Source organism: Pseudomonas sp. GLN_2 (assembly GCF_043106005.1).
Lineage (GTDB): Bacteria > Pseudomonadota > Gammaproteobacteria > Pseudomonadales > Pseudomonadaceae > Aquipseudomonas > Aquipseudomonas alloputida.
Window position 1 is genome coordinate 106,401 of sequence record NZ_JBICMC010000021.1, and the last position, 22,920, is coordinate 129,320.

24 protein-coding genes and 1 pseudogene are annotated in these 22,920 nt (G+C 59.5%); 16 read left to right on the forward strand and 9 right to left on the reverse strand.

Annotated features, from left to right (window positions below; translation table 11 throughout):
- Window positions 1–9 precede the first annotated feature (9 nt).
- Window positions 10–264 (forward strand): glutaredoxin 3, encoded by a 255-nt coding sequence (gene grxC, locus ACF8Q6_RS05875; protein ID WP_392494159.1) that lies wholly within the window; start codon window positions 10–12, stop codon window positions 262–264.
- A gap of 45 nt (window positions 265–309) precedes the next feature.
- On the opposite strand, the gene ACF8Q6_RS05880 is transcribed toward grxC, so the two are convergent.
- Both ACF8Q6_RS05880 and ACF8Q6_RS05885 read right to left on the reverse strand, forming a co-directional pair.
- Complete coding sequence (locus ACF8Q6_RS05880; RefSeq protein WP_080580378.1) at window positions 310–696, reverse strand: putative quinol monooxygenase; 387 nt, start codon at window positions 694–696, stop codon at window positions 310–312.
- Between the two features lie 118 nt (window positions 697–814).
- On the reverse strand, window positions 815–1,822 hold the full coding sequence (locus ACF8Q6_RS05885) for a zinc-binding alcohol dehydrogenase family protein (protein WP_003248183.1): 1,008 nt from the start codon (window positions 1,820–1,822) through the stop codon (window positions 815–817).
- A 105-nt stretch (window positions 1,823–1,927) separates the two neighbouring features.
- Here ACF8Q6_RS05885 and ACF8Q6_RS05890 point away from each other — a divergent pair, with 105 nt between their 5' ends.
- The 3 genes from ACF8Q6_RS05890 (at window position 1,928) to ACF8Q6_RS05900 (ending at window position 4,041) form a co-directional block, all read left to right on the forward strand.
- Window positions 1,928–2,818, forward strand: coding sequence for a LysR family transcriptional regulator (locus tag ACF8Q6_RS05890; protein ID WP_392494161.1), 891 nt, complete (start codon window positions 1,928–1,930; stop codon window positions 2,816–2,818).
- Window positions 2,819–2,944: 126 nt separating this feature from the next.
- The gene (locus tag ACF8Q6_RS05895) at window positions 2,945–3,511 is read left to right on the forward strand and encodes a TetR/AcrR family transcriptional regulator (protein ID WP_392494162.1); all 567 of its coding nucleotides are present in this window, start codon (window positions 2,945–2,947) and stop codon (window positions 3,509–3,511) included.
- A 53-nt stretch (window positions 3,512–3,564) separates the two neighbouring features.
- Complete coding sequence (locus tag ACF8Q6_RS05900) at window positions 3,565–4,041, forward strand: nuclear transport factor 2 family protein (RefSeq protein ID WP_010953850.1); 477 nt, start codon at window positions 3,565–3,567, stop codon at window positions 4,039–4,041.
- Between the two features lie 112 nt (window positions 4,042–4,153).
- Here ACF8Q6_RS05900 and ACF8Q6_RS05905 read toward each other — a convergent pair whose 3' ends face one another.
- Window positions 4,154–5,020 carry a DMT family transporter gene (locus ACF8Q6_RS05905; RefSeq protein ID WP_392494164.1) on the reverse strand — a complete coding sequence of 289 codons (867 nt, stop codon included), beginning with the start codon at window positions 5,018–5,020 and terminating at the stop codon, window positions 4,154–4,156.
- 121 nt (window positions 5,021–5,141) lie between these two features.
- On the opposite strand from ACF8Q6_RS05905, the gene ACF8Q6_RS05910 reads away from it, so the two are divergent.
- Together ACF8Q6_RS05910 and ACF8Q6_RS05915 are read left to right on the forward strand one after the other, a co-directional pair.
- Complete coding sequence (locus tag ACF8Q6_RS05910; RefSeq protein ID WP_392494181.1) at window positions 5,142–6,524, forward strand: PLP-dependent aminotransferase family protein; 1,383 nt, start codon at window positions 5,142–5,144, stop codon at window positions 6,522–6,524.
- Between the two features lie 93 nt (window positions 6,525–6,617).
- Window positions 6,618–7,094: a GNAT family N-acetyltransferase gene (locus ACF8Q6_RS05915; protein ID WP_012052503.1), complete on the forward strand. Its 477-nt coding sequence runs from the start codon at window positions 6,618–6,620 to the stop codon at window positions 7,092–7,094.
- Window positions 7,095–7,168: 74 nt separating this feature from the next.
- On the opposite strand, the gene ACF8Q6_RS05920 is transcribed toward ACF8Q6_RS05915, so the two are convergent.
- Genes ACF8Q6_RS05920 through ACF8Q6_RS05930 form a run of 3 tightly spaced genes read right to left on the reverse strand, consistent with a single transcriptional unit; the run spans window position 7,169 to window position 11,378 of the window.
- A complete protein-coding gene (locus ACF8Q6_RS05920) occupies window positions 7,169–8,572 on the reverse strand; it encodes an ATP-binding protein (protein WP_392494166.1) in 1,404 nt (467 codons plus the stop codon).
- Complete coding sequence (locus ACF8Q6_RS05925; protein ID WP_392494168.1) at window positions 8,569–10,383, reverse strand: DAHL domain-containing protein; 1,815 nt, start codon at window positions 10,381–10,383, stop codon at window positions 8,569–8,571. Before ACF8Q6_RS05925 ends, ACF8Q6_RS05920 begins: the two co-directional genes overlap by 4 nt.
- Window positions 10,380–11,378: a cytochrome-c peroxidase gene (locus ACF8Q6_RS05930; protein WP_392494183.1), complete on the reverse strand. Its 999-nt coding sequence runs from the start codon at window positions 11,376–11,378 to the stop codon at window positions 10,380–10,382. Before ACF8Q6_RS05930 ends, ACF8Q6_RS05925 begins: the two co-directional genes overlap by 4 nt.
- A gap of 197 nt (window positions 11,379–11,575) precedes the next feature.
- Between ACF8Q6_RS05930 and ACF8Q6_RS05935 the strand changes: the two genes are divergently transcribed.
- Together ACF8Q6_RS05935 and ACF8Q6_RS05940 are read left to right on the forward strand one after the other, a co-directional pair.
- Window positions 11,576–12,946, forward strand: coding sequence for an HD domain-containing phosphohydrolase (locus ACF8Q6_RS05935; RefSeq protein ID WP_392494170.1), 1,371 nt, complete (start codon window positions 11,576–11,578; stop codon window positions 12,944–12,946).
- 120 nt (window positions 12,947–13,066) lie between these two features.
- Window positions 13,067–13,732: an SOS response-associated peptidase gene (locus ACF8Q6_RS05940; protein WP_012052508.1), complete on the forward strand. Its 666-nt coding sequence runs from the start codon at window positions 13,067–13,069 to the stop codon at window positions 13,730–13,732.
- Between the two features lie 263 nt (window positions 13,733–13,995).
- Here ACF8Q6_RS05940 and ACF8Q6_RS05945 read toward each other — a convergent pair whose 3' ends face one another.
- Window positions 13,996–14,253, reverse strand: a complete 258-nt coding sequence (locus ACF8Q6_RS05945; RefSeq protein ID WP_017147651.1) for a hypothetical protein — start codon at window positions 14,251–14,253, stop codon at window positions 13,996–13,998.
- Between the two features lie 86 nt (window positions 14,254–14,339).
- Window positions 14,340–14,669: a hypothetical protein gene (locus ACF8Q6_RS05950; RefSeq protein ID WP_392498469.1), complete on the reverse strand. Its 330-nt coding sequence runs from the start codon at window positions 14,667–14,669 to the stop codon at window positions 14,340–14,342.
- A gap of 169 nt (window positions 14,670–14,838) precedes the next feature.
- On the opposite strand from ACF8Q6_RS05950, the pseudogene ACF8Q6_RS05955 reads away from it, so the two are divergent.
- The 7 genes and pseudogenes from ACF8Q6_RS05955 to ACF8Q6_RS05985 form a co-directional block, all read left to right on the forward strand.
- A pseudogene (locus tag ACF8Q6_RS05955) lies at window positions 14,839–15,042 on the forward strand (IS5/IS1182 family transposase); the annotation flags it as partial.
- Window positions 15,043–15,292: 250 nt separating this feature from the next.
- The gene (locus tag ACF8Q6_RS05960; protein WP_019751769.1) at window positions 15,293–15,577 is read left to right on the forward strand and encodes a type II toxin-antitoxin system Phd/YefM family antitoxin; all 285 of its coding nucleotides are present in this window, start codon (window positions 15,293–15,295) and stop codon (window positions 15,575–15,577) included.
- Window positions 15,543–15,851: a Txe/YoeB family addiction module toxin gene (locus ACF8Q6_RS05965; protein ID WP_392494172.1), complete on the forward strand. Its 309-nt coding sequence runs from the start codon at window positions 15,543–15,545 to the stop codon at window positions 15,849–15,851. The genes ACF8Q6_RS05960 and ACF8Q6_RS05965 overlap by 35 nt, the downstream gene beginning before the upstream one ends.
- A gap of 854 nt (window positions 15,852–16,705) precedes the next feature.
- The gene (locus ACF8Q6_RS05970; protein ID WP_161774506.1) at window positions 16,706–17,179 is read left to right on the forward strand and encodes an OsmC family protein; all 474 of its coding nucleotides are present in this window, start codon (window positions 16,706–16,708) and stop codon (window positions 17,177–17,179) included.
- 175 nt (window positions 17,180–17,354) lie between these two features.
- Window positions 17,355–17,774 carry an integrase gene (locus ACF8Q6_RS05975; protein ID WP_392494174.1) on the forward strand — a complete coding sequence of 140 codons (420 nt, stop codon included), beginning with the start codon at window positions 17,355–17,357 and terminating at the stop codon, window positions 17,772–17,774.
- 32 nt (window positions 17,775–17,806) lie between these two features.
- On the forward strand, window positions 17,807–19,393 hold the full coding sequence (locus ACF8Q6_RS05980; RefSeq protein WP_088512222.1) for an ABC-F family ATPase: 1,587 nt from the start codon (window positions 17,807–17,809) through the stop codon (window positions 19,391–19,393).
- Window positions 19,394–19,567: 174 nt separating this feature from the next.
- A complete protein-coding gene (locus ACF8Q6_RS05985) occupies window positions 19,568–20,761 on the forward strand; it encodes an MFS transporter (RefSeq protein WP_392491929.1) in 1,194 nt (397 codons plus the stop codon).
- Here ACF8Q6_RS05985 and ACF8Q6_RS05990 read toward each other — a convergent pair.
- Entirely contained in the window at window positions 20,723–21,769 is a 1,047-nt protein-coding gene (locus tag ACF8Q6_RS05990) for an alpha/beta hydrolase family protein (RefSeq protein ID WP_392491930.1), read from the reverse strand. The two genes, ACF8Q6_RS05985 and ACF8Q6_RS05990, sit on opposite strands and share 39 nt — an antisense overlap.
- A 201-nt stretch (window positions 21,770–21,970) precedes the next feature.
- On the opposite strand from ACF8Q6_RS05990, the gene yghU reads away from it, so the two are divergent.
- The gene (gene yghU, locus ACF8Q6_RS05995; protein ID WP_392491931.1) at window positions 21,971–22,813 is read left to right on the forward strand and encodes a glutathione-dependent disulfide-bond oxidoreductase; all 843 of its coding nucleotides are present in this window, start codon (window positions 21,971–21,973) and stop codon (window positions 22,811–22,813) included.
- The last annotated feature ends 107 nt before the right edge of the window (window positions 22,814–22,920 follow it).

The following is a 22,920-nucleotide window of genomic DNA, read 5'->3' on the forward strand; positions in this document are numbered from 1 at the left end:
GTAACCGCCATGAGCCCTGTGACTATCTATACCACCCCGCACTGCCCATACTGCCTGAGCGCCAAGCGACTGCTGTCGAGCAAGGGCATCACCCCTGACGAAATCAACGTTGAAGCGTCACCCCTGCACCTGGCGGAAATGATGCAGCGATCCCAGCGCCGAACTGTCCCACAGATATTTGTTGGCAAGGTGCATGTCGGCGGCTTCGATGATTTGGCGCGTCTGGATCGCAACGGCCAGCTTGAGGCATTGCTTCACGCTTGAAGTTTGAATTACCTGCATTTGGCCGGTCGCGTTGCCCGGCCGGCCTCAGGGACAGGGCGCAACGGCAGATGACACCGGGTCAAGGAAGATCAGTTGCAAGGGCTCTGCCAGCAGCTGTTCAGCCTGCTCGGCAAACCGCTGGAAATGAGCAGTGGTCAGGTGCGCATCCAGGGCCTGCTGGTTATCGAACGCCTCGCGCATGTAGAACGTCCCTGGCTCGTCACGACGTTCAAACAGCATGTAGTCGCGGTTACCGGGCTCCGCCCGAGTCGGTTCGATCAACGCCAGCAAGGCCGCTTTGAGCGTTGGTGCCTGGCCTGGTTTGGCCTTGAGGATGGCGAGGGAAACGAGGGGGTAATCTTGTCGGTTCACATCAAGCTCCTGGTCAGTTGCAAAGAGCAGGCACGGTAGTGCCTGCTTCAATGTGTGCATGCGTTTCACCGGGCGTAGCGCCGGGAATCTGCGCGGCGCAGAGAAACACGGTTCGTTCAAGCATGCATGCGCCTGGCAGACCGGATCGACCGGTCCGCCGTTGTCGGTCAAACAGGTTTCAGAAGCCTTCCAGGACGATCTTGCCGCGCGCCTTGCCACTCTCGACCAGCGCATGGGCACGGCGCATGTTGGCGGCATTGATGGCGCCGAAATGCTCGCCCAGGGTGGTCCGCAGGATGCCTTGGTCGATCAGCCCGGCCACGCGCTCGAGCAGCTCGTGCTGGCGCACCATGTCGTCGGTTTCGTAAAGCGAGCGGGTGAACATCAGCTCCCAGTGCAGCGACAGCGACTTGCGCTTGAGCGGCATGACGTCCAGGGTCTGCGGGTCGTCGATCACGCCCAGGCGACCTTGTGGTCGCAGCACTTCAACCAGTTGTGCAAAGTGTTGATCAGTATGGGTAAGGCTGGCGACATGGCTGACCGACTCGATCCCCAAGGCCTGCAGCTGCCCTTGCAGCGGCGCACTGTGATCGATGACGTGATGGGCGCCCAGTTCGCGTACCCAGTTGCTGGTCTCGGCGCGGGAGGCCGTGCCGATAACCGTCAGGCGGGTCAGTTGCCGGGCCAACTGCACCAGCATCGAACCGACGCCACCGGCAGCGCCAACGATCAGCAGGGCATCGCCCTCCCCGCCGCCCTCCACGATGCCCAAGCGATCGAACAGCAGTTCCCAGGCGGTAATGGCCGTCAGCGGCAGCGCGGCTGCCTGTGCTGCACCCAGGCTACGCGGTTGATGCCCGACGATACGTTCGTCAACCAGGTGATATTCGCTGTAGCTGCCGGGCCTGGCGATGGAGCCGGCGTAGTACACCTGGTCTCCGGGCTTGAACAGGGTCACCTGGGCCCCGACTTCGCGGACGATACCGGCCGCGTCCCAGCCGAGTATTTTTGGCTCACGCGTGAAAGTGCCGGCGCGCACCTTGGTGTCGACGGGGTTGACCGACACGGCGTTGACCTCGACCAGAAGGTCCCTGGGCCCAGGGCTGGGCTTGGGCATGAAGATGTCTTGAAGGGACGCGGGGTCTTCGATAGGCAAACCTTTGTGGATGAAACTGATCGCTTTCATAGGCACTCGCTGCTGAATGTGGTTTGATTTGGCAGTGAGTCTGGCGTGCCAGGCGTTCGGGAAAAACGGGCCCTGCCCGTCAACACTTTCATTGCAGGAGTGATAATGATCCGTCTCGACGACCTGGGCATCTTCGTTCGCAGCGCCGCGCTGGGCAGCTTTACCGCGGCGGCCCACGAGGCCGACCTGCTACCCGGCCAGGCGGCCGAAGCAGTCAAGCGCCTGGAGCGTGAGCTGGATGTGCGATTGTTTGCCCGCACCACGCGCAGCTTGCGCCTCACGGCCGAAGGCGAGCAGTACCTGCCATCGGCCCTGATTGCCCTGGAAGCCCTCAGGCACGGGCGCGACAACCTGCGTCAGGAAAGCGCCCAGCTCAGCGGAACGTTGCAGGTAGCCGCGCCCTCCGATCTGGGGCGTAACGTGCTGCTGCCCTGGCTCACGGCGTTTCGCCGAGAGCATCCCCAGTTGAACCTGCGCTTCTTTCTCTCCGACCAGATCGCCGATCTGTTCCGCGATCCGGTGGATATCGCCATCCGCTATGGCCTGAACGCCGACGCCAACTATGTAGCCCTGCCACTGGCACCTTGGAACCGCAAGGTACTGGTGGCCTCGCCCGAGTACCTTGCGCGGGAAGGCACCGTGCAAGCCCCCGAAGATCTGCTCGAACACCAGTGCCTGCTGTACATGCAACAGGGCCGGGTCTACGACAAGTGGCAACTGGGAACGCAGACCGTCCAGGTGCGTGGTGCCCTGCTCTGCGACGACGCCGATATTGCCCGGCGCTGGGCCGTGGGCGGCGAAGGGATAACCTACAAGTCGTGGCTGGATGTGAGCGACGATGTGCTGGCGGGAAGACTTGTCGTGCTATTGCAGGACTACCCCGGGCCGACCATGCCTCTGAGCCTGGTGTGCCCGCACCGCAAGCAGTTGTCGCCTGCGGTGAGGCAACTGCATGCCTGGTTGTCCAGCCGCTTTGCCGAACTGGAGTGCGACTGAGCAGCCGGGAAGCCAGCCTCCCTGATCGAACGCATGCCGGCGCCCCGCTCGCGCACAATCGAATAATTTCAAGCGCTGCTTGACCAGGGAGAACGATCGTTCTACTCTGGCTACATGGATAAGCCAATGACCGATACACGCGAAAAAATCCTGGCGACTGCCGAAAAGCTTATTTACGAAAACGGGATTCACGCCACGGGCATGGACCTGTTGGTAAAGACCTCGGGCGTCGCCCGTAAAAGTATTTATCGCTATTTTGCGAATAAAGACGACGTAGCAGCGGCGGCACTCAATGCACGCGATATACGTTGGATGACGTGGTTCAGAAGTGAATGCGAAAAAGCGCAAACGCCAGAAGCGCGCATCCTTGGCATTTTTGATGCCCTCAAAAGTTGGTTCGCGTCAGACGGTTTTCGCGGATGTGCTTTTATCAACACCGCCGGAGAGGTGGGTGACGCAGACGATCCTGTTCGACAGATCGCAAAACTGCATAAACAAAAGCTGCTGGATTACACGCTAGAACTGACCAGCGCATTAGGTGTTAACGATCCGACTGGCTTGGCCAAGCAACTTCTTTTGATTATAGAGGGCACGATAACCGTGGCCCACGTCATGGGTGATCACACCGCGCTCGACAGTGCACGAGAAATCGCAAAGGTCTTGCTCAAGGACGTGCAGCGCGCAAGCGCTTAAAGTTAAAGAAATACCCACCCAACTGAACCATCCAAAAGATTGGAGGCACCACCATGTCCAACGAACACACTCGTCCGCCACTTCCTCCTTTCACTCGCGAATCGGCGATTGAAAAGGTCCGACTCGCTGAGGATGGCTGGAATACCCGCGAACCCGAAAAGATTGCCCTGGCCTATACGGTGGACACCCAATGGCGTAACCGTGCCGAGTTTGCAAACAACCGTGAAGAAGCTCGGGACTTCCTCACTCGCAAGTGGAAGAAAGAACTGGACTACCGCTTGATCAAAGAGCTCTGGGCCTTCACCGACAACCGCATCGCCGTCCGTTACGCCTACGAGTGGCACGACGATTCGGGCAACTGGTTCCGCTCCTACGGCAACGAAAACTGGGAATTTGAAGCCGACGGCTTGATGCATCGCCGCTTTGCCTGCATCAACGACATGCCCATCAAGGAAAGCGAGCGAAAGTTCCACTGGCCACTGGGTCGTCGTCCGGATGATCACCCAGGGCTGACCGAACTGGGCCTGTAAGTCAGGCTAAACCTGATCCTTTTACATAAAGGATCAGGTGTTTTGTGCAACTCAGCCCGGGGGGCAGACGGCGGGACTATACCCAGCTGTTTGACTGGGCACGTCGCTGTGCTTAGGCATATTTCCTGGCCCCGTAAACACAGATTACAGCACCCAGCGTCACGAGCAGCATCGTCCAGCTGACATGCTCGTGCAGAAGCAACGCTGCCAGCCCAAGCCCCATGAACGGCTGAAAGAGTTGCAGTTGGCCCACAGCCGCAATCCCCCCCTGGACGAGCCCTCGGTACCAGAACACAAACCCGATCAGCATGCTGAACAGTGAAACGTAGCCAAAGCTGATCCACGCAGGGGCACTTACCCTGGCAAAGTCGTCAGGGGCTGGAAGATTGACCACCGTCAGTAGCAGCATGAACGGTAACGCGACCAGCAACGCCCAGCTGATCACTTGCCAACCACCCAATGTCCGCGAGAGGCGCGCTCCTTCGGCATAGCCCAACCCACAGACCACAACCGCAGCCAACATCAGCAGATCGCCCACCGCCGACGCCTCGCCTCCGTTCATCAACGCATAGCCAGCGACCAACCCGGCACCTGTCAACGAGAACAGCCAGAACAATGGCCGAGGTCGCTCACCGCCGCGCAGAACCGCAAATGCTGCGGTACACAATGGCAGGAGCCCGACAAAAACAATGGAGTGAGCAGAGCTTATGTGCTGAAGGGCAAATGCTGTCAGTAGCGGGAAACCGATAACAACGCCGAGCGCTGTTACGGCCAAAGGCGAAAAATCCCGCCGTTTGGGTCGAGGCTGGCGTAGCACGATCAGAAAAAGCGCGCCCAGCATGGCGGCAATTGTTGCCCGGGCGCAGGTGAGGAACGTCGGTTCGAAGTCGGCCACTGCCACTCGGGTTGCCGGCAACGAACCCGCAAAAATGGCGACGCCTATGAAACCGTTGATCCATCCGCTTGCTGATTTTTCCATCGGTAAGTCCTCGATAAGCCAAGGCTCAGTACATCACCGACAGGCTCACCCAGGCCATGTACAATCCAATACACTTAAACCAAACTGTTATGCATATGATTCCAGCACAGTTGAGGGTGCGATGAAACGGGACGGAACGCGAATTCGAACTGTCATGGGTGAAATCCAGTCGCGGATAGCGTCTCGAACCTACACACCAGGCGCGAGAATTCCCTCGGTGCGTGCGATGGCTCAGACCATGCAGGTGTCGGTTTCTACGGTGCTTGAGGCCTATGAAAGGTTGATGGCAGAGGGTGTACTCAATTCTCGTCCTGGCTCCGGCTTTTACGTAGCCGGGCCAGTGGCGCCCTTGGTACTCACCGAACTCGGCCCAAGGCTTGATCGTGAAGTGGACCCGCTGTGGATCTCACGCCAGTCTCTAAACACCGCTAGCGATGCGTTGAAACCGGGGTGCGGGTGGCTACCGGCCTCCTGGATGTTCGAAGCCGGCTTGCGCAAGGCGCTTCGCACCGTTGCCCGTTCTGACACGTCGAAGCTGACGGAGTACGCCTCGCCACTTGGGCATCTGCCGCTCAGGCAGTTCCTGTCACGCAAGCTGACAGGCATCGGGATCGAAGCCCCTCTTGAACAGATCATGCTCACTGAGTCCGGCACCCACGCCATCGACCTGATCTGCCGTTTTCTGCTGGAGCCGGGGGACACTGTGCTGGTCGACGACCCCTGCTATTTCAATTTTCACGCACTGCTGAAAGCGCACAGGGTGAACATCGTAGGCGTTCCCTACACCGCGACGGGCCCGGACATCGATGCTTTCGGCGCGGCCCTGCTCGCGCATTCTCCCCGGTTGTACATAACCAATTCAGGCATCCACAACCCGACCGGCGCTACCCTGTCTCCGGTCACGGCACACAGGTTGCTGAAGCTGGCCGACAACTCCAGCCTGGTGATTGTAGAGGACGACATCTTCGGGGATTTCGAGAGTGCGCCAGCGCCACGGCTGTCTGCCTTCGATGGCCTCTCTCGTGTCATCCAGATCGGTAGCTTTTCCAAGACCATCTCCGCTTCGATTCGATGCGGCTACATCGCGGCTCGCAGTGACTGGATCGAAAGCCTGGTCGATCTCAAGATTGCGACCACATTCGGGGGTGGCCGCCTGGCCGCGGACATCATCCATCTGGCCATTACCGATAGCGGGTACCGGAAACACATGGAAAGTGTTCGCCTCAGGCTGGCCGAGGCTATGGACAGAACGGTAGCGAGGCTTCGGGCCATTGGCATCAAGCCCTGGATAACGCCCCAGTCAGGCATGTACGTCTGGTGCCAACTCCCTCAAGGCAAGGATGCAGCAACGCTGGCTCGGGCTTGCTTGAATGAAGGTGTAGTGCTGGCGCCTGGTAATGCGTTCAGCCAGTCGATGGCTGCGGGTGATTTCCTCCGTTTCAACGTTGCCCAATCGGGTGATGGCAAAATTTACGACGTGTTGAAACGGGCGCTGGGTGCTTAGTCGCGTGACCAATCCACGTTGTGCAAGGAGTCATTGAAACGGGGAATAGCAGCCGCTATAAATCAGGTTTAAAGCCGTTCGACAAGGCACATCATGCAGCTGCATTTCCGGCGTCTGAGCGACGCCCCCATCGCCGACATCATCGCACTCAACAACAACCCCGATGTCTTGCGCCAAATGCCCTTGGGTCGTCCCGACTTTGACGAACGCAAATGCAAGGTGTGGGTTGCCCAAAAAGAGGCCCAATGGGCACTGAATGGCTATGGTCCCTGGGCTTTTTTCGTTGACGGTCAATTCGCCGGCTGGGGCGGCCTGCAGCAGGAAGACGGCGACGCTGATCTTGCCTTGGTGCTTCATCCAGACTACTGGGGGCTTGGCAGAGTGATTTTCGATGAGATCGTACGGCGCGCTTTCCAGGAGATGGGGCTAGCGTCCATTACCCTATTGCTTCCATCAACCAGAACTCGAATCAAAGGTATTCTTCGCCTGGGGTTTTGCCTTGACGCAGAGGTGGATATCGACGGCACGCCCTTCTCACGCTATCGGCTACTCGCCACCGCAAAACATTGACTGGTTGGCGGGATCGCCGGGGCACGCATCCCCTGCCCTTTTGGGGTTGTGGCATACCCACCCCGCGTGCGCTATCACAGCGTTGCGCTCTGCTTTACCGGCAGTTGCACGCGAAATGTTGTTCCCACTCCGACCTGGCTTGATACGGATATCTCTCCACCGTGTTTCTTTACAATGCCGTAGGAAAGGGACAGGCCTAGCCCGGTTCCTTGGCCGACGGGCTTGGTGGTGAAAAAAGGATCGAAGATTTTCTTGATGTTCTCCGGTGCTATTCCAGCGCCTGTATCCGCAACGTCGATGCACACCCAGGCGCCTTGATGAACAGTGGCCAATGTAATGGTGCCCCGCTCGGGGCCCATGGCTTGCACGGCATTGAGCACAAGGTTCATTATCACTTGGTTGATCTGCGACGGCAGGCATTCGACAGGGGGTAACGGCTGGTACCGTTTTACCACGTCGGCTTTATGTTTCAGCTCGCTCGCGACGATGTTAAGCGTGGAGTCAATGCCCTGCTGCAAATCGGCTAATTGCCACTGCTGAGCGTTGTCAACGCGCGAGAAGTCTTTGAGGTCCTTGACGATATGCGCCACTCGACCGATTCCGTCCTTGGACTCCTTGATGAGGATCGGGATGTCTTCCATGAGGAATTCCAGCTCAGTCTGCTCACGAAGCCTTTGCAAGCGCCCCGTGGTTTCGTTTGCGCCGAGCATCAGTTCGGCCTCGCGATAGGCGTCGAGCATCGCTAACAGTTGTTGAAAGTACCCTCCCAGAGTGCCCAGGTTGGAGGACACGAAACCGATCGGATTGTTGATCTCGTGCGCCACGCCGGCGGCCATCTGCCCCAACGAGGCGAGCTTCTCCGATTGCACCAGCTGGCTTTCCAGCTGCTTGCGCTCCTCGATCTCCTGCTGCAGCGCCTCGCTGGCTTGGGTCAGTTGCTGAGTACGCCGCTCGACCCGCTGTTCGAGCTGGTGCATTTTCAGCGAGGCTCGTTGGGTCATTTCCCACTTGGTCAGCAAGGTGCTGGCCATTTGCTGGACCTCGATGTTGTCGAACGGTTTTTTCAGGATCAGCAGGCGATCGTGGGCCTGCAGCCGGTCGAGCAACTCATCCCAGGAATAGTCCGAGTAGGCGGTGCAGACGACTACCTGCAACAGCGGGTCCTCTTCCCACAGGTGCTCAATGGTTTGAGCGCCATCCCATCCGCCTGGCATTCGCATGTCGACGAAGGCTAACGCGTAAGGCTTGCTGGCCTGCAGCGCACGCTTCAGCAGGCCGAGTCCTTCCTCACCGCCATAGGCTGAATCGAGTTCGAATACCGGTCGGTCGTTCTTGATCTGCTCGCCAAACAACAACCCTTCCATCTCGTCCAGCTCAGTGTTCTGCGCTTTGGCCGGGGCAAGGATCTTGCGAAAATCCTCGTGGATAGTCGGCATGTCATCAATCAGCAGGATCCGGCGATTGGTCAGGTCACTCATGCAGGCTCCGTCACCGCGATCAGCGGGATCCTCAGGGTAAAGACAGCACCCAGGCCAGGGCCGTCGCTGTGTGCGGTCAGGTGACCATTCATCTCGATGGCGGCCAGGGCGCAACTGTGCAAGCCGAAGCCGTGCCCGTCTTTGCGCGTGGTGAAGCCATGGGCAAAGATCTTCTGCAGGTTTTCGGGCGCAATGCCTTCGCCTTCGTCCAGCACGCTCATTTCCAGCAAGCCCCCCTCAATGATGCGCGTCCTGAGGATCATCGTCCGTGGGTCGCTGCCGGGGCCGGACATGGCGTACTTGGCGTTGCTGATCAGGTTGATCAGTATCAGCAACAGCCGATGCCGGTCGCCCATCACCAGAGGCAGATCTGCGAAGTCGCGCACTACCCTCACCTGATGCCGGATCAACGCGCCTGCGTTCATGCGCAGCGCGTCCTCGACCAGGTCGTTGACCGACAGCGGCACTGGCACATTTTTAGCCCCGGCGTAGGATTGCTGGGTGGCCACCACTTCCTTGATGTGGTCGATGCTCTTGTTCATCCGTTCCAGCTCGATCACCATCTCCTTCTGCTCTTCGGCGATCGCCTCGGTCAGCTGGTGGAGGTAGCCGGGAAGCAACCGTCCTCTGGGATCCTCGTCGAGAAACCGACCGATGTCAGTGGCATGCTCGCGGAACAGTTGCATGGCCTTGCCCAAACCCTGGGTTTTGCTGCTGCGCAACGTTCGAGCGATCAGATCAGAGGATGTGTTCACGCTGTTGAGCACGTTGCCCACGTTGTGCAACACATTGGTAGCGATCTCCGCCATGCCTGCTTGGCGCGCCGCGTTAAGCAATTCGCTCTGAGCGTTTCTGAGTTCCAGGGTGCGATCCTCGACCCGCTGTTCCAGGACGTCATTGGCGCTTTGCAATGCGTTGTTGACCCGTCTCACCTCGGCGAAGCTGCGCACCAGCAGCGCAGCCAGGCAAATGACCGAGAACATCAGCAAGCCGGATAGCCATAACGTGTAGAGATGGTTTTTACGGCTGATCCTTTCAACCTGCTGTTGATCCCTGTCCAGGAGGCTGGTGATCGTATCCAGGCGTTCGGCAACCGGGATCGCCTCGATCTGTTCGAGCAGGCGGTTGACGACAGGTTGCTCGCGCAGGATCAACGCCACGTGATTGCTCAACAAATTGAGGGACGTGTGGAATTCTTTGGGCAGGTTCTCCGCGTTAACAGCCAGGTTACCTAACCCCACCTCTATCTCGGCAGCCCTTTCCACAGAGGTAACCTGCGCAAACTCCAGGGCACTTAGCAACAGGTCATAAGTGTCAGTGACGAATACGTGTACCTCCGGCTGATTCGGGGCCAGCATGGTGTTGATCTGGGCCTGAATGCCGTCTTCGGCTGTGGGTAGAAATGCCAACGAATTTCGCAACAAGGCATTGTGCGATTTGAATTGCTCCACGAGCCGAGCCTTTTCCCCAAACGCAGAGAGAAAACCGTCATAGGCATCGCGCCACTGGTCTGAGTCAACGCGCCCTTGTTCGGCTTCGCGGCTTTCGAATCGTGCCCACAGCCGCTTCACCTCCTTGAGGGGGGTCACGAGTGGATCATAGTTATGAGAGACGGCTACCCGGGCCTTGAGCACCTCGTTTTCCCATACAGCATCGTGTTGCTTGAGCTGACGAATGAGATCTCGGAATTCGTTGTAGGTCTGGGTCTGCTCTGACCCGGAATTCAGGTACAGGTACAGCAGCATCGACGCCAGTACAAGGACCAACCCACTGAATAGAATCAGGCTTGTGCGCCGGGAAATCCCCCTCATGGCTGACCCGCCTTTTCAGCAGTCAGGGTTTTGAGGAACAGCATGATGAGCCTGCGGTCCTCATCGGTCGGGATTCGCCCTAGCTGATACTGAAACATCACGTCGATCGCACGCTCCAGCGTAGGCGCCGAGCCATCGTGGAAATAGGGCGCGGTCATCGCCACATTGCGCAGGCTCGGCACTTTGAACACGCCCCGGTCGGCCTCCTCTTCGGTCACGTTGAAGCGGCCCTGATCCGCCTCGGTGGGGTGGCCGCGGTCCGCGATGTAGTCGCCGAACACGCCAAATTTCTGGAACATGTTGCCCCCAATATTCACCCCTTGGTGGCAGGCGATGCAGCCATAGTCCTTGAAGCGCTGGTAGCCGTATTTTTCCTCCAGGGTAAGCGCCTCGGTATCGCCCTGCAGGTAACGATCGAAGCGTGCGCCAGGGGTAAGAAGCGTCCTTTGGTAATCGGCCAACGCGCTGAGGATGTTGTCCTTTGTCACCGCGTCCGGGTAGGCATCCTTGAACGCCTGGCGGTAATGCACGTCTGCAGCGATGCGCTGCTCGATCACGCGCCAGTCTCCGCCCATCTCGTGAGCGCTGGTGATCACGGCCTCCCCCTGCTCCTCGAGTGACTCGACCCGGCCATTCCAGAATTGTCGGAAATTAAGGCTGGCATTGAGTACCGTTGGCGTATTGAGCGTAAGCGGCAGGCCATCTGCCCCCATGGAAAACGCCCGGTCATCGGCCCCGTACTTGTCCAGACGGTGACAGCTGGCGCAGGACAGTGTGCCGTTGCGCGACAACCGCGGATCGTTGAACAACTGGCGGCCCAACTCGACACGCCCAGGTGCCAGAGTGGGTATCGGAGGCAGCGGCTTGAGCGGCTCGTCCAGCGGCTCCGCCCCGCTGCCTCCGCTCAGAACGAGCAGCACCCACAGGCCCAGACAACGGCGCAAGCGCTGCAGGTGAAGAGCGGAACGATAACGACAGGTTGTGCGCGCTGACATCCGGGAGAATCCTTTTCCCTGGGCTGACGGACTTACAGAAGGGTGGTGCCATGCCGTCAGGTTAGATGCCTTCCAGACAATTTGCCTGCCACCCGCCACACCATGCCCGGCACCTGTCACGGAAAAATGAACTAGCCTTTGACCTAAGCGCTCGTTGAGCTCGAGTGCCTTCATTGATCGACCACGTGAGGCCTGCCATGGACGTGCAACCGCCCCTGAATTCACCCTATCGGCCGACCGTGTTGCTGGTAGACGACGAGGAGTCGATCCTTAGCAGTCTGCGTCGGCTATTGCGTGGCCAACCCTATGACGTGAAGCTGGCGACCAGCGGTGAACAGGCACTGGCGCAGATGGCCGAGGGCCCGGTTGATCTGGTGATGAGCGATGCGCGCATGCCCGGGATGGACGGCGCCACCTTGTTGGCACAGATCAATCAGCATCACCCATCGACCGTCAGGATCTTGCTGACCGGCTATGCCGACCCAAGCGCAATCATCAAGGCCGTCAATGACGGTCAAATCCACCGTTACATCAGCAAGCCCTGGAACGACGACGAATTGCTAATGACCTTGCGCCAGGCCCTGGAGCACCAGCATTCCGAACGCGAGCGCCAACGCCTGGAGCTGCTGGCACGTCGGCAGAACGCCCAGTTGAGACTGCTCAATAACGACCTGGAGAAACGCGTTGCAGCCCGCACCACGGAGCTGCAGCAGACCGCTGACATGCTCGATCTGGCCTACGAAGAGCTGAAACACAGCTATGTGACCGGGACCGAGGTGTTCTCGATGTTGGCTAATCTGCGGCTGCCTCCAGCCAAGCAGACCAATCGACAGATCATCGAACTGGTGCGTTGCTACTGCAGGGTCCACGCCTTGGACGAGGCGATAAGCCGCGATCTGGCCATGGCTGCGGCGCTGTACAACATAGGCAAACTGAGTTGGCCGGATAGCATGATCGTTGCCCCTTCGGACCAGCTGATGCACGGCGACCGCGACCGCTATCGCGACTACCCACGCCAAAGTGAAGCGCTGCTGATGACCCTTGAGCCCATGAAAGATGCCGCGCGCCTGATCCTGCATCATCAGGAGCACTGGGACGGCAGCGGTTTCCCCGACCGGCTCAAAGGTGAAGCTATCCCGTTCGGCGCTCGCTTGCTCAAGCTGGCCGTGGACTTCGTTGAACTGCAACGGGGTTTGATTCTTGAACGGCAGATGAACAGCGATGAGGCCTTGCTCTACCTGCGCAAGTACGCCGGCCGGTTGTATGACCCGGCGCTCCTTGAGGATTTCGTCCAGGTTTGCGCCTCGTTCCACAGCGATATGACCCTGGTGGACCCTGAAGTCCAGGTGTGTACCACCCGTGACCTGGCGCCGGGAATGGTGCTTGCGCGCAACCTGAACGCCGACAACGGCATGTTGCTGCTTAACGCCGGCAAGGTTTTGAGCGCCGCGCTGGTGGAAAAGCTGGTGGCCTTTGAATCGATGGAAGGTGGTAAGTACTGCATTTTTGTAAGGGTCCCTTCGAACGACCCTATAACGCCTGGAAGATCAGACTTGGCGCCGTGTTGAAGGAGGTGGGGCGCTCATTCAGCCCGGCACCATCAGAACTGCGCGTACAGCACCACGTCGGCGTCATCCACACCGGCAATACACCCAGGCGCTATGCTTGCTCTGGCAGGAGGGTTGCGCATGTGTGGAAGGTTGAGTCAGTACCGAGGCATACACGACTTTGTCGAAACCCTGAGCCTGCCAGAGGCCTGGCGGAACAACGTCGGCGACCAGCCACTTGGCCGGTACAACGTCGCGCCGACCACGCCGGTGGCAGTGCTGCGAGTGGATGAAGCAGGCCCGCGGGCAGACCTGGTGAGATGGGGCTGGCGGCCGCATTGGGCGACCGACCGTGCCGCGCCGATCAACGCCAGGGTCGAAAAGGTGGCACACGGCCCTTTCTTCCGGGCGATCTGGCCGCACCGAGGCATAACGCCGATCGACGGCTGGTATGAATGGGTCGATGAAGGCGGACCGAAGAAACAGCCGTACTACATCCGACGCCGGGACGGGCGCCCTTCCCTTTGCGCCAGCATCGGCCAGTTCGCTGGCAGCGAGCATGATGGGTTCGTCATCATTACGGCCGATGCTCAGGGCGGAATGGTGGATGTGCACGACCGCAGGCCAGTGGTTTTGGCCCCAGACCTTGCGCGTGAGTGGATGCAAACCGCGATGCCCGGGGAACAGGCCGAGCAGATGGCGCTCAACCTGGGTGAGCCAGCCGAGGCCTTCGAGTGGTATCGAGTGAGCACAGCCATTGGCAATGTGCGCAACCAAGGCGCCGAGCTGATAGAGCCGCTTCAATGAAGCGGTAGTAGACCATGCTGGCCCTAGTACAGGCAGCGCAACATCATCGACCACTGATGTGCAGGCGGGGACCGCGTCGACTTGGAACCCGCGCAGCACGACGACTGGTAACACCACCGTCCACAATGGCACTTGCCCAAGCCGTTACTGTTGAAATGGCACGACTCGACGAACAGGGAATACCATTGTCAAAGGCTGTACAGATTCCAAGGCAGTCGACCTGCCCGTGGTTGCGGTGGGTCCGATCGCAGGCCTCGGCGAACTCACCTGGCAGAACAAGTTCCGCTTTTCTGACTCTCCACGTACTGTTCAGCCATAACCTTCCCTTCGAGAATGGCTTCTGTCGAAGAGGAGAAGGGTCGACTCACACGCAGGGTTCGCGCCGTTGCGCCCGGCTTCCCTACCTCGACCAACATCCCCGTGGGAAATTCGACGCTCGACTCCCACAGCACGTAAATCGATGCCTGGTAACCAAGGTAGGCATGCACGTAAAGGTCATGACTGGTGGACTGAAGGCTCATCACTTTCTCCAACTGGGCGCCTCAATGCGCTTTTGATGGAGATACGACTCAAGCGATCTGACGAGCGTTCCGTTTTCCCTGCATCGTTATCCGTGAAGACGCGAGCCTCTGCGCGGGAGGGGTTCTGGCCCTGGTGCTTTGGGCGCAGGAAACGCCTTGGCGACCCAGTCGTGAGCACGCTCGAGCGCCCAGGCCATCGCCGCAGACAGTTTCTGTCCACGGCAGTCAGGGTGTACCTCTTCGAGCAAGAGCTCGCCTTTTTTCCCGTAGATACCCAAGAAAAGTTGAGTGACGTTTTCAAGTGAGAGTCGGGCTTGGATGTTGATTAAAGTGCCGCAGGGAAGGCGCTCATCGTAGTTGCGGGAATGCAACGCAGAATTGGCCCATTCCCAATAGATTTTGCCGCGATTACGCATGGAACGGACCTTGAACTCATATTCTTGACTGGAGAGACAGAATACACAGCTGTTCCAATGAATCCACTGCTGAAGGTGTGTGTTACATTTTTTTACATCTGCTTTTTTCATCTAACAGCGGTAAGCGCATCACCAGGCCATCATTCGACTGGAGCATGATCCGGGGAAGATGAAGGTTCGCCGCCAGACTGTTGAGCATCCTTCCGGAACGCTCAAATACGGGATGGGAAGTACCCACCTCCTGACCATAACCCTGCCGAGGGTGAGCACCAAGGTGAGCCTTCATGTACTGGCTTACAACCAATGGCAAAAGCCCATGACCAGGGCTGCCTCAGCTGAAGGCCGTACGGCATATCAAGCCCTAACCCGATAATCGGTTTACTGACTTGTACAACGTTAGGTACAATGCCTGCGGTTGCCAGCGACGGCTGGATCCATCTGGACACCTGTGGCCTGTGGCTACTGGAATGACGATTCTGATTCTGATCCAGATGAGAGAGCACGGTGAGTCAATACGGAGCCGCTGTGCGGGCCGACAGGCTTCACTTTCTTAGAACTTTGGGCGTCACCTGTGGCGGTCCAAAGAGCAACCCTTACCCGGGCAGAGCCTGGAGGATGGACAAATGCACGTACTGACGTTTAGCCAGGCTCGCGCCGAACTGAAGCAGACAATGGATGATGTTTGCCGGGACCATGAGCCCGCCGTAATCACGCGACAGCGTGGCGAACCCGTAGTGATGATGTCTCTGGAGGACTACAACGGGATGAACGAGACCATTCACCTGTTGGGATCGTCCAAAAACGCTTCGCGCTTGCGCTCATCCATCGCTCAGCTCCGGGACGGCCACGCCTTGACGAAGGAACTGGACCTCAATGAGCAAGAACCAGAAGCAGCGGAACAAGAATGAAGCCCGCGACAAGGTAAGCGTGAAGTTCACCAAGGAGGGCTGGGAGGATTACTGTCACTGGCAGAGTGACGATCTCACCATCCTTGGCAACGTCAACCGCCTAATTGACGTGTGCCTACGCACCCCCTTCACGGGTATTGGCAAGCCTGAGCCGCTGAAAGGCGATTTATCTGGCTTGTGGTCCCGCCGCATCACCCGTGAGCACCGCCTGGTCTACTTCTTCGAGGCCGGTATGCTCACCGTTCTGCAATGCCGCTACCACTACGACGACTAAAGCACTGTACTGCGCTGTGCGCGAGCCGCCTCCGCCCCTGTCAAAGGGGCGGTCGGTAAACGAATTGACGCGCGCGGTCCTTTTGTAACGGTGTGACTTTACGACATGATCGGAAAGTCAGGCCTCTACAGGGTGCTGTCGCCCATGTGTAGTAGGCCGTGTCTCGCACTACACATTTACGGAACACACACAAGTGGGCGCACGTCCGGGCAAAGCCGGGGACGACCGCACCGCAGCGCAGGTCCTTCTGATCTGAGGGCAAATCCGTACTCTTTCTGATGTAACCCCTGTCCCCTTCCCCCTCTATTCACTGCCGCGATATGGCGGCCAAGGGGTCAGCTGCGTGCTCGTTTCACGATGCCGGCAGCCATGAGCGCGGCGCCCGGTATCCAGAGCCCAGGATTTGAAGTGCCTAATCCAACGGCAAGAAGCGCAATTCCGACAGCAAACATAAGCGTTATCCCTCGCTAGAAAAATCCATTTCAACAATCGCCCATTAAAGCACAGGCCGGTCGCAAGAACGGCCAAGGAATCGTCATGCCCGAAACAATTGAGTTGGACCTCGACGCGATCGAGGCGGCGGCGAAGGCTCCGTTGAGCTGAAGCACCACTGTGCGTGTTGAGGCCCCAAGCCTGAGACAGGGTTTCGATACCCTCAAGCCAAGGACACGACAGAGAGCACGAGGAAATCAGCAATCAGGAATGTTCGCAGTTCGGATCATTGCATGTGCTCGGATTGCTCATGCGTCGCTGCAAACACTAGATGCTGGTGCAGAGCCCTCAATCGAGAGCAAGATAACCGCACCCAAGCGATGGGCAAGATTTTCCGGCCGTCTTTCGACACAGGAGTGACCATGAAAGAACACCATTACGCTGTCACCGTAAATTGGATAGGTAACACGGGTGAAGGGACTGCCAGTTACACGGCATACCAAAGAGACTTCAACGTGGAGGCTCCAGGCAAGGCACCTATCCTTGGCTCTGCCGACCCCGCCTTTCGCGGGAACCCTGAACGCTGGAACCCTGAAGACATGTTGCTGGCCTCGATCTCGGCCTGCCACAAGCTTTGGTATCTTCATCTGTGCGCAGTCAACAACGTGAACGTCTTGGAATATGTCGACCACCCGGTGGGCCGGATGCGTGAAGGGGATGGCCAGCGCAAGGGCCATTTCAAAGACGCTGAGTTAAGGCCTCAGGTTATTATCAGCAGCCAGTCGAATCTGGATCTTGCAAGACGCCTGCATGACGATGCTCACCACGAATGTTTTATTGCCAACTCAGTCAACTTCCCTATCAGATGCACTGCTGTTATCAAGCATCAAGACTAGATGTTTTGAATACAACTGCATCCGTTGTTTAACCATGGCCTCTAATCGACGCTATCAATAGAGGGGGGAGACACTCTTTCACGAGAGGCCGATAAAGGTCGAAAGCTGATAATCACGACCGACCGCGATCAATCCAAAGCGAAAACCTGACCAGACGAAAACCAGGCATCATCGGGTGGTCCTGTTAAACGAGCGCGCATTGAACGCCATCAACCAGGCCCAGCGAATGGCTACCCTTCGTCGCATGGTGTCCAAGTCGGCCCACCCGACTAGCCCCTTCGTGTTGCAACCTAGCAAAGGTGGGCTGTGGATCAACGAGCCAAGTGTTACAATCCGCCCCTTCAAATCGGCGCTGAAGGCGCTGAACATCCGTGAACGCCGTCAGTACGACACCCGCCACACCTACGCCACCCTATGCCTGATGCCTGGGATGAACCCCACGTTCATCGCGAGCCAGCTTGGCCACAGCGTCGAGATGTTGCTCTCTACCTACGCGAAATGGATCAGCTCCTCCTCGGACTGGAGGGAGCTGGAGAAGCTGCCGCCCCGAGTCGAATTGGTCCAACATTGGCCCAAGACTGACGACAGGGCCTAAATACACCTCTGGAACCCCCGCAGGACAAGCACTTGATTTCTACCGCTAACATCACCATGCAGTTCGGCTCCAAGCCGCTGTTCGAAAACGTTTCCGTCAAATTCAACAACGGCAACCGCTACGGCCTGATCGGCGCCAACGGTTGCGGCAAGTCGACCTTCATGAAAATCCTCGGCGGTGACCTGGAGCCGTCCGCAGGCCAGGTCATGCTCGAGCCGAACACCCGCCTGGGCAAGCTGCGCCAGGACCAGTTCGCCTACGAGGAATTCACCGTGATCGACACGGTGATCATGGGCCACGGCCAGCTGTGGAAAGTCAAAGCCGAGCGTGACCGTATCTACTCGCTGCCGGAAATGACCGAAGAAGACGGCATGGCCGTCGCCGAGCTGGAAACCGAATTCGCCGAAATGGACGGCTACACCGCCGAGTCCCGCGCCGGTGAACTGCTGCTGGGCCTGGGTATTCCGCTGGACCAGCACTTCGGCCCGATGAGCGAAGTGGCACCGGGCTGGAAGCTGCGTGTCCTCCTGGCCCAGGCGTTGTTCTCGGACCCGGACGTGCTGCTGCTCGACGAACCGACCAACCACTTGGACATCAACACCATCCGCTGGCTGGAAACGATCCTCACGGCGCGTAACAGCACCATGATCATCATTTCCCACGACCGGCACTTCCTCAACAGCGTCTGCACCCACATGGCTGACCTGGATTACGGTGAGCTGCGCCTGTTCCCGGGCAACTATGACGAGTACATGACCGCAGCCACCCAGTCGCGTGAGCAGCTGCTGTCGGACAACGCCAAGAAGAAAGCCCAGATCGCCGAGCTGCAGACCTTCGTCAGCCGCTTCTCGGCCAACGCCTCCAAAGCCAAGCAGGCCACTTCACGTGCCAAGCAGATCGACAAGATCCAGCTGGCCGAGGTCAAGCCGTCCAGCCGCGTCAGCCCGTTCATTCGCTTCGAACAGACGAAAAAACTGCACCGCCAGGCCGTGGTCGTCGAAAAAATGGCCAAAGCCTTCGACGACAAGGTGCTGTTCAAGAACTTCGACATCACCGTCGAAGCGGGCGAGCGCGTTGCGATCATCGGCCCCAACGGTATTGGCAAGACCACCCTGCTGCGCACCCTGGTCGGCGAGCTGACCCCGGATGCGGGCTCGGTGAAGTGGACCGACAGCGCCGAAGTGGGCTACTACGCCCAGGATCACGCCCACGACTTCGAAGACGACATGAGCCTGTTCGACTGGATGGGCCAGTGGACCTCTGGTGAGCAGGTTATCCGCGGCACCCTGGGGCGCATGCTGTTCTCCAACGACGAAATTCTCAAGTCGGTGAAGGTGATTTCCGGTGGTGAACAAGGTCGCATGCTGTTCGGCAAGCTGATCCTGCAGAAACCGAACGTGCTGGTGATGGACGAGCCGACCAACCACCTGGACATGGAATCGATCGAAGCGCTGAACCTGGCGCTGGAAAACTACCCGGGCACCCTGCTGTTCGTCAGCCACGACCGCGAGTTCGTGTCGTCGCTGGCCACGCGCATCATCGAGCTGTCGCCCGATGGTGTGGTGGACTTCAGCGGTACTTACGATGACTACCTGCGCAGCCAGGGTGTGCTGGTCTGATTGAAGGCCAAGGCCTGGCCACCTTGTGTGGCTGGGCCGCTTCGCGGGCTTGCCGGCGTAGCCCCCTCCCACCGACTGACACTACCCGACGAATAATTCGTTAGCCTGCTTTCTTTTCCTTTGCGCAACGGCCATGATGGGACCACGCCCAACCGCCCGCCCGCGAAAGAGCCCATGACCGCGCAACAACCTGCCCCCGCCAGTCACACGCTGCACATCACCCTGCAGATCCTGTCGATCGTTTTCTATACCTTCATTGCCTTCCTCTGCATCGGCCTGCCGATTGCGGTGCTGCCCAGCTATGTGCACGACCAGCTCGGCTTTGGCGCAGTGATCGCCGGTGTAACCATTGGCCTGCAGTACCTGGCCACGCTGCTGAGCCGCCCGTTTGCAGGCAGGGTGGCGGACACCTTGGGAGGGAAACAGGCCATCCGCTTTGGCTTGCTGGGGATTGCCGGTTGCGGGGTGTTGACGTTGCTGTCAGCCTGGACCCTCACCTTGCCGCTGTTAAGCCTGGCACTGCTGCTCGGTGGACGCTTGCTGCTGGGCATCGCCCAAGGGCTCATCGGCGTGGCCACCTTGAGCTGGGGCATCAGCCAGGTCGGCCCCGAACACACTGCCAGGGTGATCTCGTGGAACGGTATCGCCTCCTATGGCGCGATCGCCATCGGTGCGCCAGTTGGCGTTCTGGCCGTGGACGGGCTGGACTTCAGCGTGCTGGGGCCGGCTTTGCTGGTGCTGGCAACCCTTGCCCTGCTGGTGCTTCGCAAGCGCCCCGACGTGGTCGTGGTGCGCGGCGAGCGCCTGCCCTTCTGGTCGGCGTTCGGCCGGGTTGCCCCGTGTGGCCTGGGTTTGACCCTGGCCTCGATCGGCTACGGCACCTTGACCACTTTCGTCACCCTGTATTACCTCGAGCGCGGCTGGGCCGGCGCGGCCTGGTGCCTGAGTGCGTTTGGCGTGTGCTTCATCATTTCGCGGCTGCTGTTCGTCAACGCGGTCAACCGCTTTGGTGGCTACAACGTGGCGGTCGCCTGCATGGCCACCGAAGTGCTGGGCCTGAGCCTTCTGTGGCTGGCGCCCTCGCCGCCCTGGGCGCTGGTTGGCGCCGGGCTCACCGGTTTCGGGCTGTCGCTGGTGTACCCGGCATTGGGCGTGGAGGCGATCAAGCAAGTCCCCAGCAGCAGCCGCGGCGCAGGGCTGGGTGCCTATGCTGTGTTCTTCGACATGGCCTTGGCCATTGCCGGCCCGGTGATGGGCGCCGTGGCGGTACACCTGGGGTATGCCTCGATCTTCTGCGTGGCGGCCCTGCTCGCCTTGGCCGGGGTCGGCCTAACGTTGTTGCTCGCGCGGCGCGCCCGCCGTAGCTGAACGCTCAGCCGGCGCTGGCGCGCCCAGCGCCTGGCTGAAGAACGCTGCCGTTTCTCCCTGCAGCGAATGATGGATATGCCGGCGGTCGACGCCATCGGCGTCCTTGCACAGCGCCGGCATTCGCGCGTACTGCTCGGCATCGCAGTGGGCCATGAACACGAAATGCCCGGCACCGGCCAACAGGCGGTAGTCCGGTGTAACCGGCAGTTTGCGGGCCAGGGCCTCGGCATTACGGTCTACCGCGACAAGTTGATCGCTGTCGCCACTGTAGATCAGTGCAGGAACCTGCACCCCGGCCAGCGCATGGCGCCCGAACAACAGGCTCAGCGGCGCCATCAACATGACCGCCCCCACTCGCGGGTCGGTCTCAGGCGCCAGTTCGCTACGGTCGGCAATCAGGATGCCGTGGGTCTTGCAGGCGTCTTCGTCATGCGGGCGCTCCAGGCAGTACTGACGCAGACGGTCCAGGTCGGGGCGTGCGCCAGACAGGATCAACGCGGTTTCTCCGCCGGCCGAGTAGCCTATCACGCCCACCTTGCCTTCATTCAGGTAAGGCCCGACCACTGCATCATGACGCGCTGCGGTGATCGCCGCGCTGACTTGCAGCGGCCGCCCATAAAGATTGCTCAGGGTGCCAAGGCGACTGTGGTCGCGCACGTTGTCCCCCGGGTGCACCACCGCCACCACCACGAACCCCTGCCGCGCCAGCGACGTGGCCAGGTAATGCAAGGCCAATGGGCTGCCCGTATTGCCGTGAGACAGTACCAGCAACGGGAATCGCCCCATGGCGACGGGCGCCTCTTCGGCCACGTCGACGGGATACCCGTCTATACGGCTGATACGGGTTTTGCCAACGGCCGGGTAGAACGCCAGCGCTTGCATCGGGCGGCTATCGACCGGGTCGGTCAAGGTCATAAGGTGCAGGCCGGCAACCCACGGCGCGGCCTCGGCGCGGGCCAACAGGCCGCCGAGCAGGACCAGCGCCAACACGCAGCGTGCAAGGGTCATCGGCCAGCGGCTCCTTGCAGGACGAAGGGATAACCCAGCATAAAACCGGCCGGCGTTGTGCCGGATGAAAACTGGATGAAACCGCGGTCATGCAAGCTGCGCCTGCACCCTGTGCATTTGCGCATTGCGTCGAACCCATGGCATAGATGCAGGTCAACGTTTTCACGTGACCGTTTTCGCGCCTTTGAAGGAGATTCATGCATGAGCAAGCCTGCCTACGTGCCACCCAAAGTCTGGCGCAGCGACGCAGCCTCCGGCGGCCAGTTCGCCAGCATCAACCGCCCGGTCGCCGGCCCGACTCACGACAAGGACCTGCCGCTGGGCAAACACCCGCTGCAGCTGTACTCCCTGGCTACGCCCAACGGCGTCAAGGTCACCATTGCCCTTGAAGAGCTGCTTGCCCTGGGCCACGCCGGTGCCGAATACGATGCCTGGCTGATCCGCATCGGCGAGGGTGATCAGTTTTCCAGTGGCTTCGTCCAGGTCAACCCCAACTCGAAGATTCCCGCCCTGCTCGACCGCAGCGTGGAGCCGCCGGTGCGGGTGTTCGAATCAGGCTCGATCCTGCTGTACCTGGCAGAAAAGTTTGGAGCGTTGCTGCCGAAATCGCCGGCCGCGCGCACCGAATGCCTGAACTGGTTGTTCTGGCAGATGGGTGCGGCGCCTTACCTGGGCGGTGGTTTCGGCCACTTCTACGTGTATGCACCGGAAAAGTTCGAGTACGCCATCAACCGCTTCACCATGGAGGCCAAGCGTCAGCTGGACGTACTTGATCGTCGCTTGGCCGAAAGCCGTTATCTGGGTGGCGAGGCATACAGTATTGCTGATATTGCCGTGTGGCCGTGGTATGGCCAGCTGGTACGCGGCAACCTGTATGACGCTGCGCAGTTCCTGGCGGTTGACGAGTACCCTAACGTACAGCGCTGGGCCGAGGAAATTGCCCTGCGCCCTGCGGTGCAGCGCGGTACACGGGTGAACCGTACCTGGGGAGAAGAACACAGCCAGGTGCCGGAGCGCCATAGCGCCGCCGACCTGGCAGGTTGACGCAAACCGTGTGGAGCAACTGTCTTGCTCAATTTCCATAAGCTGGCGCGATCCGTGTGGGGCCTTGTGTCGCGAAGCGGCCCCAGCATTATTTGCATCGGTGCTGA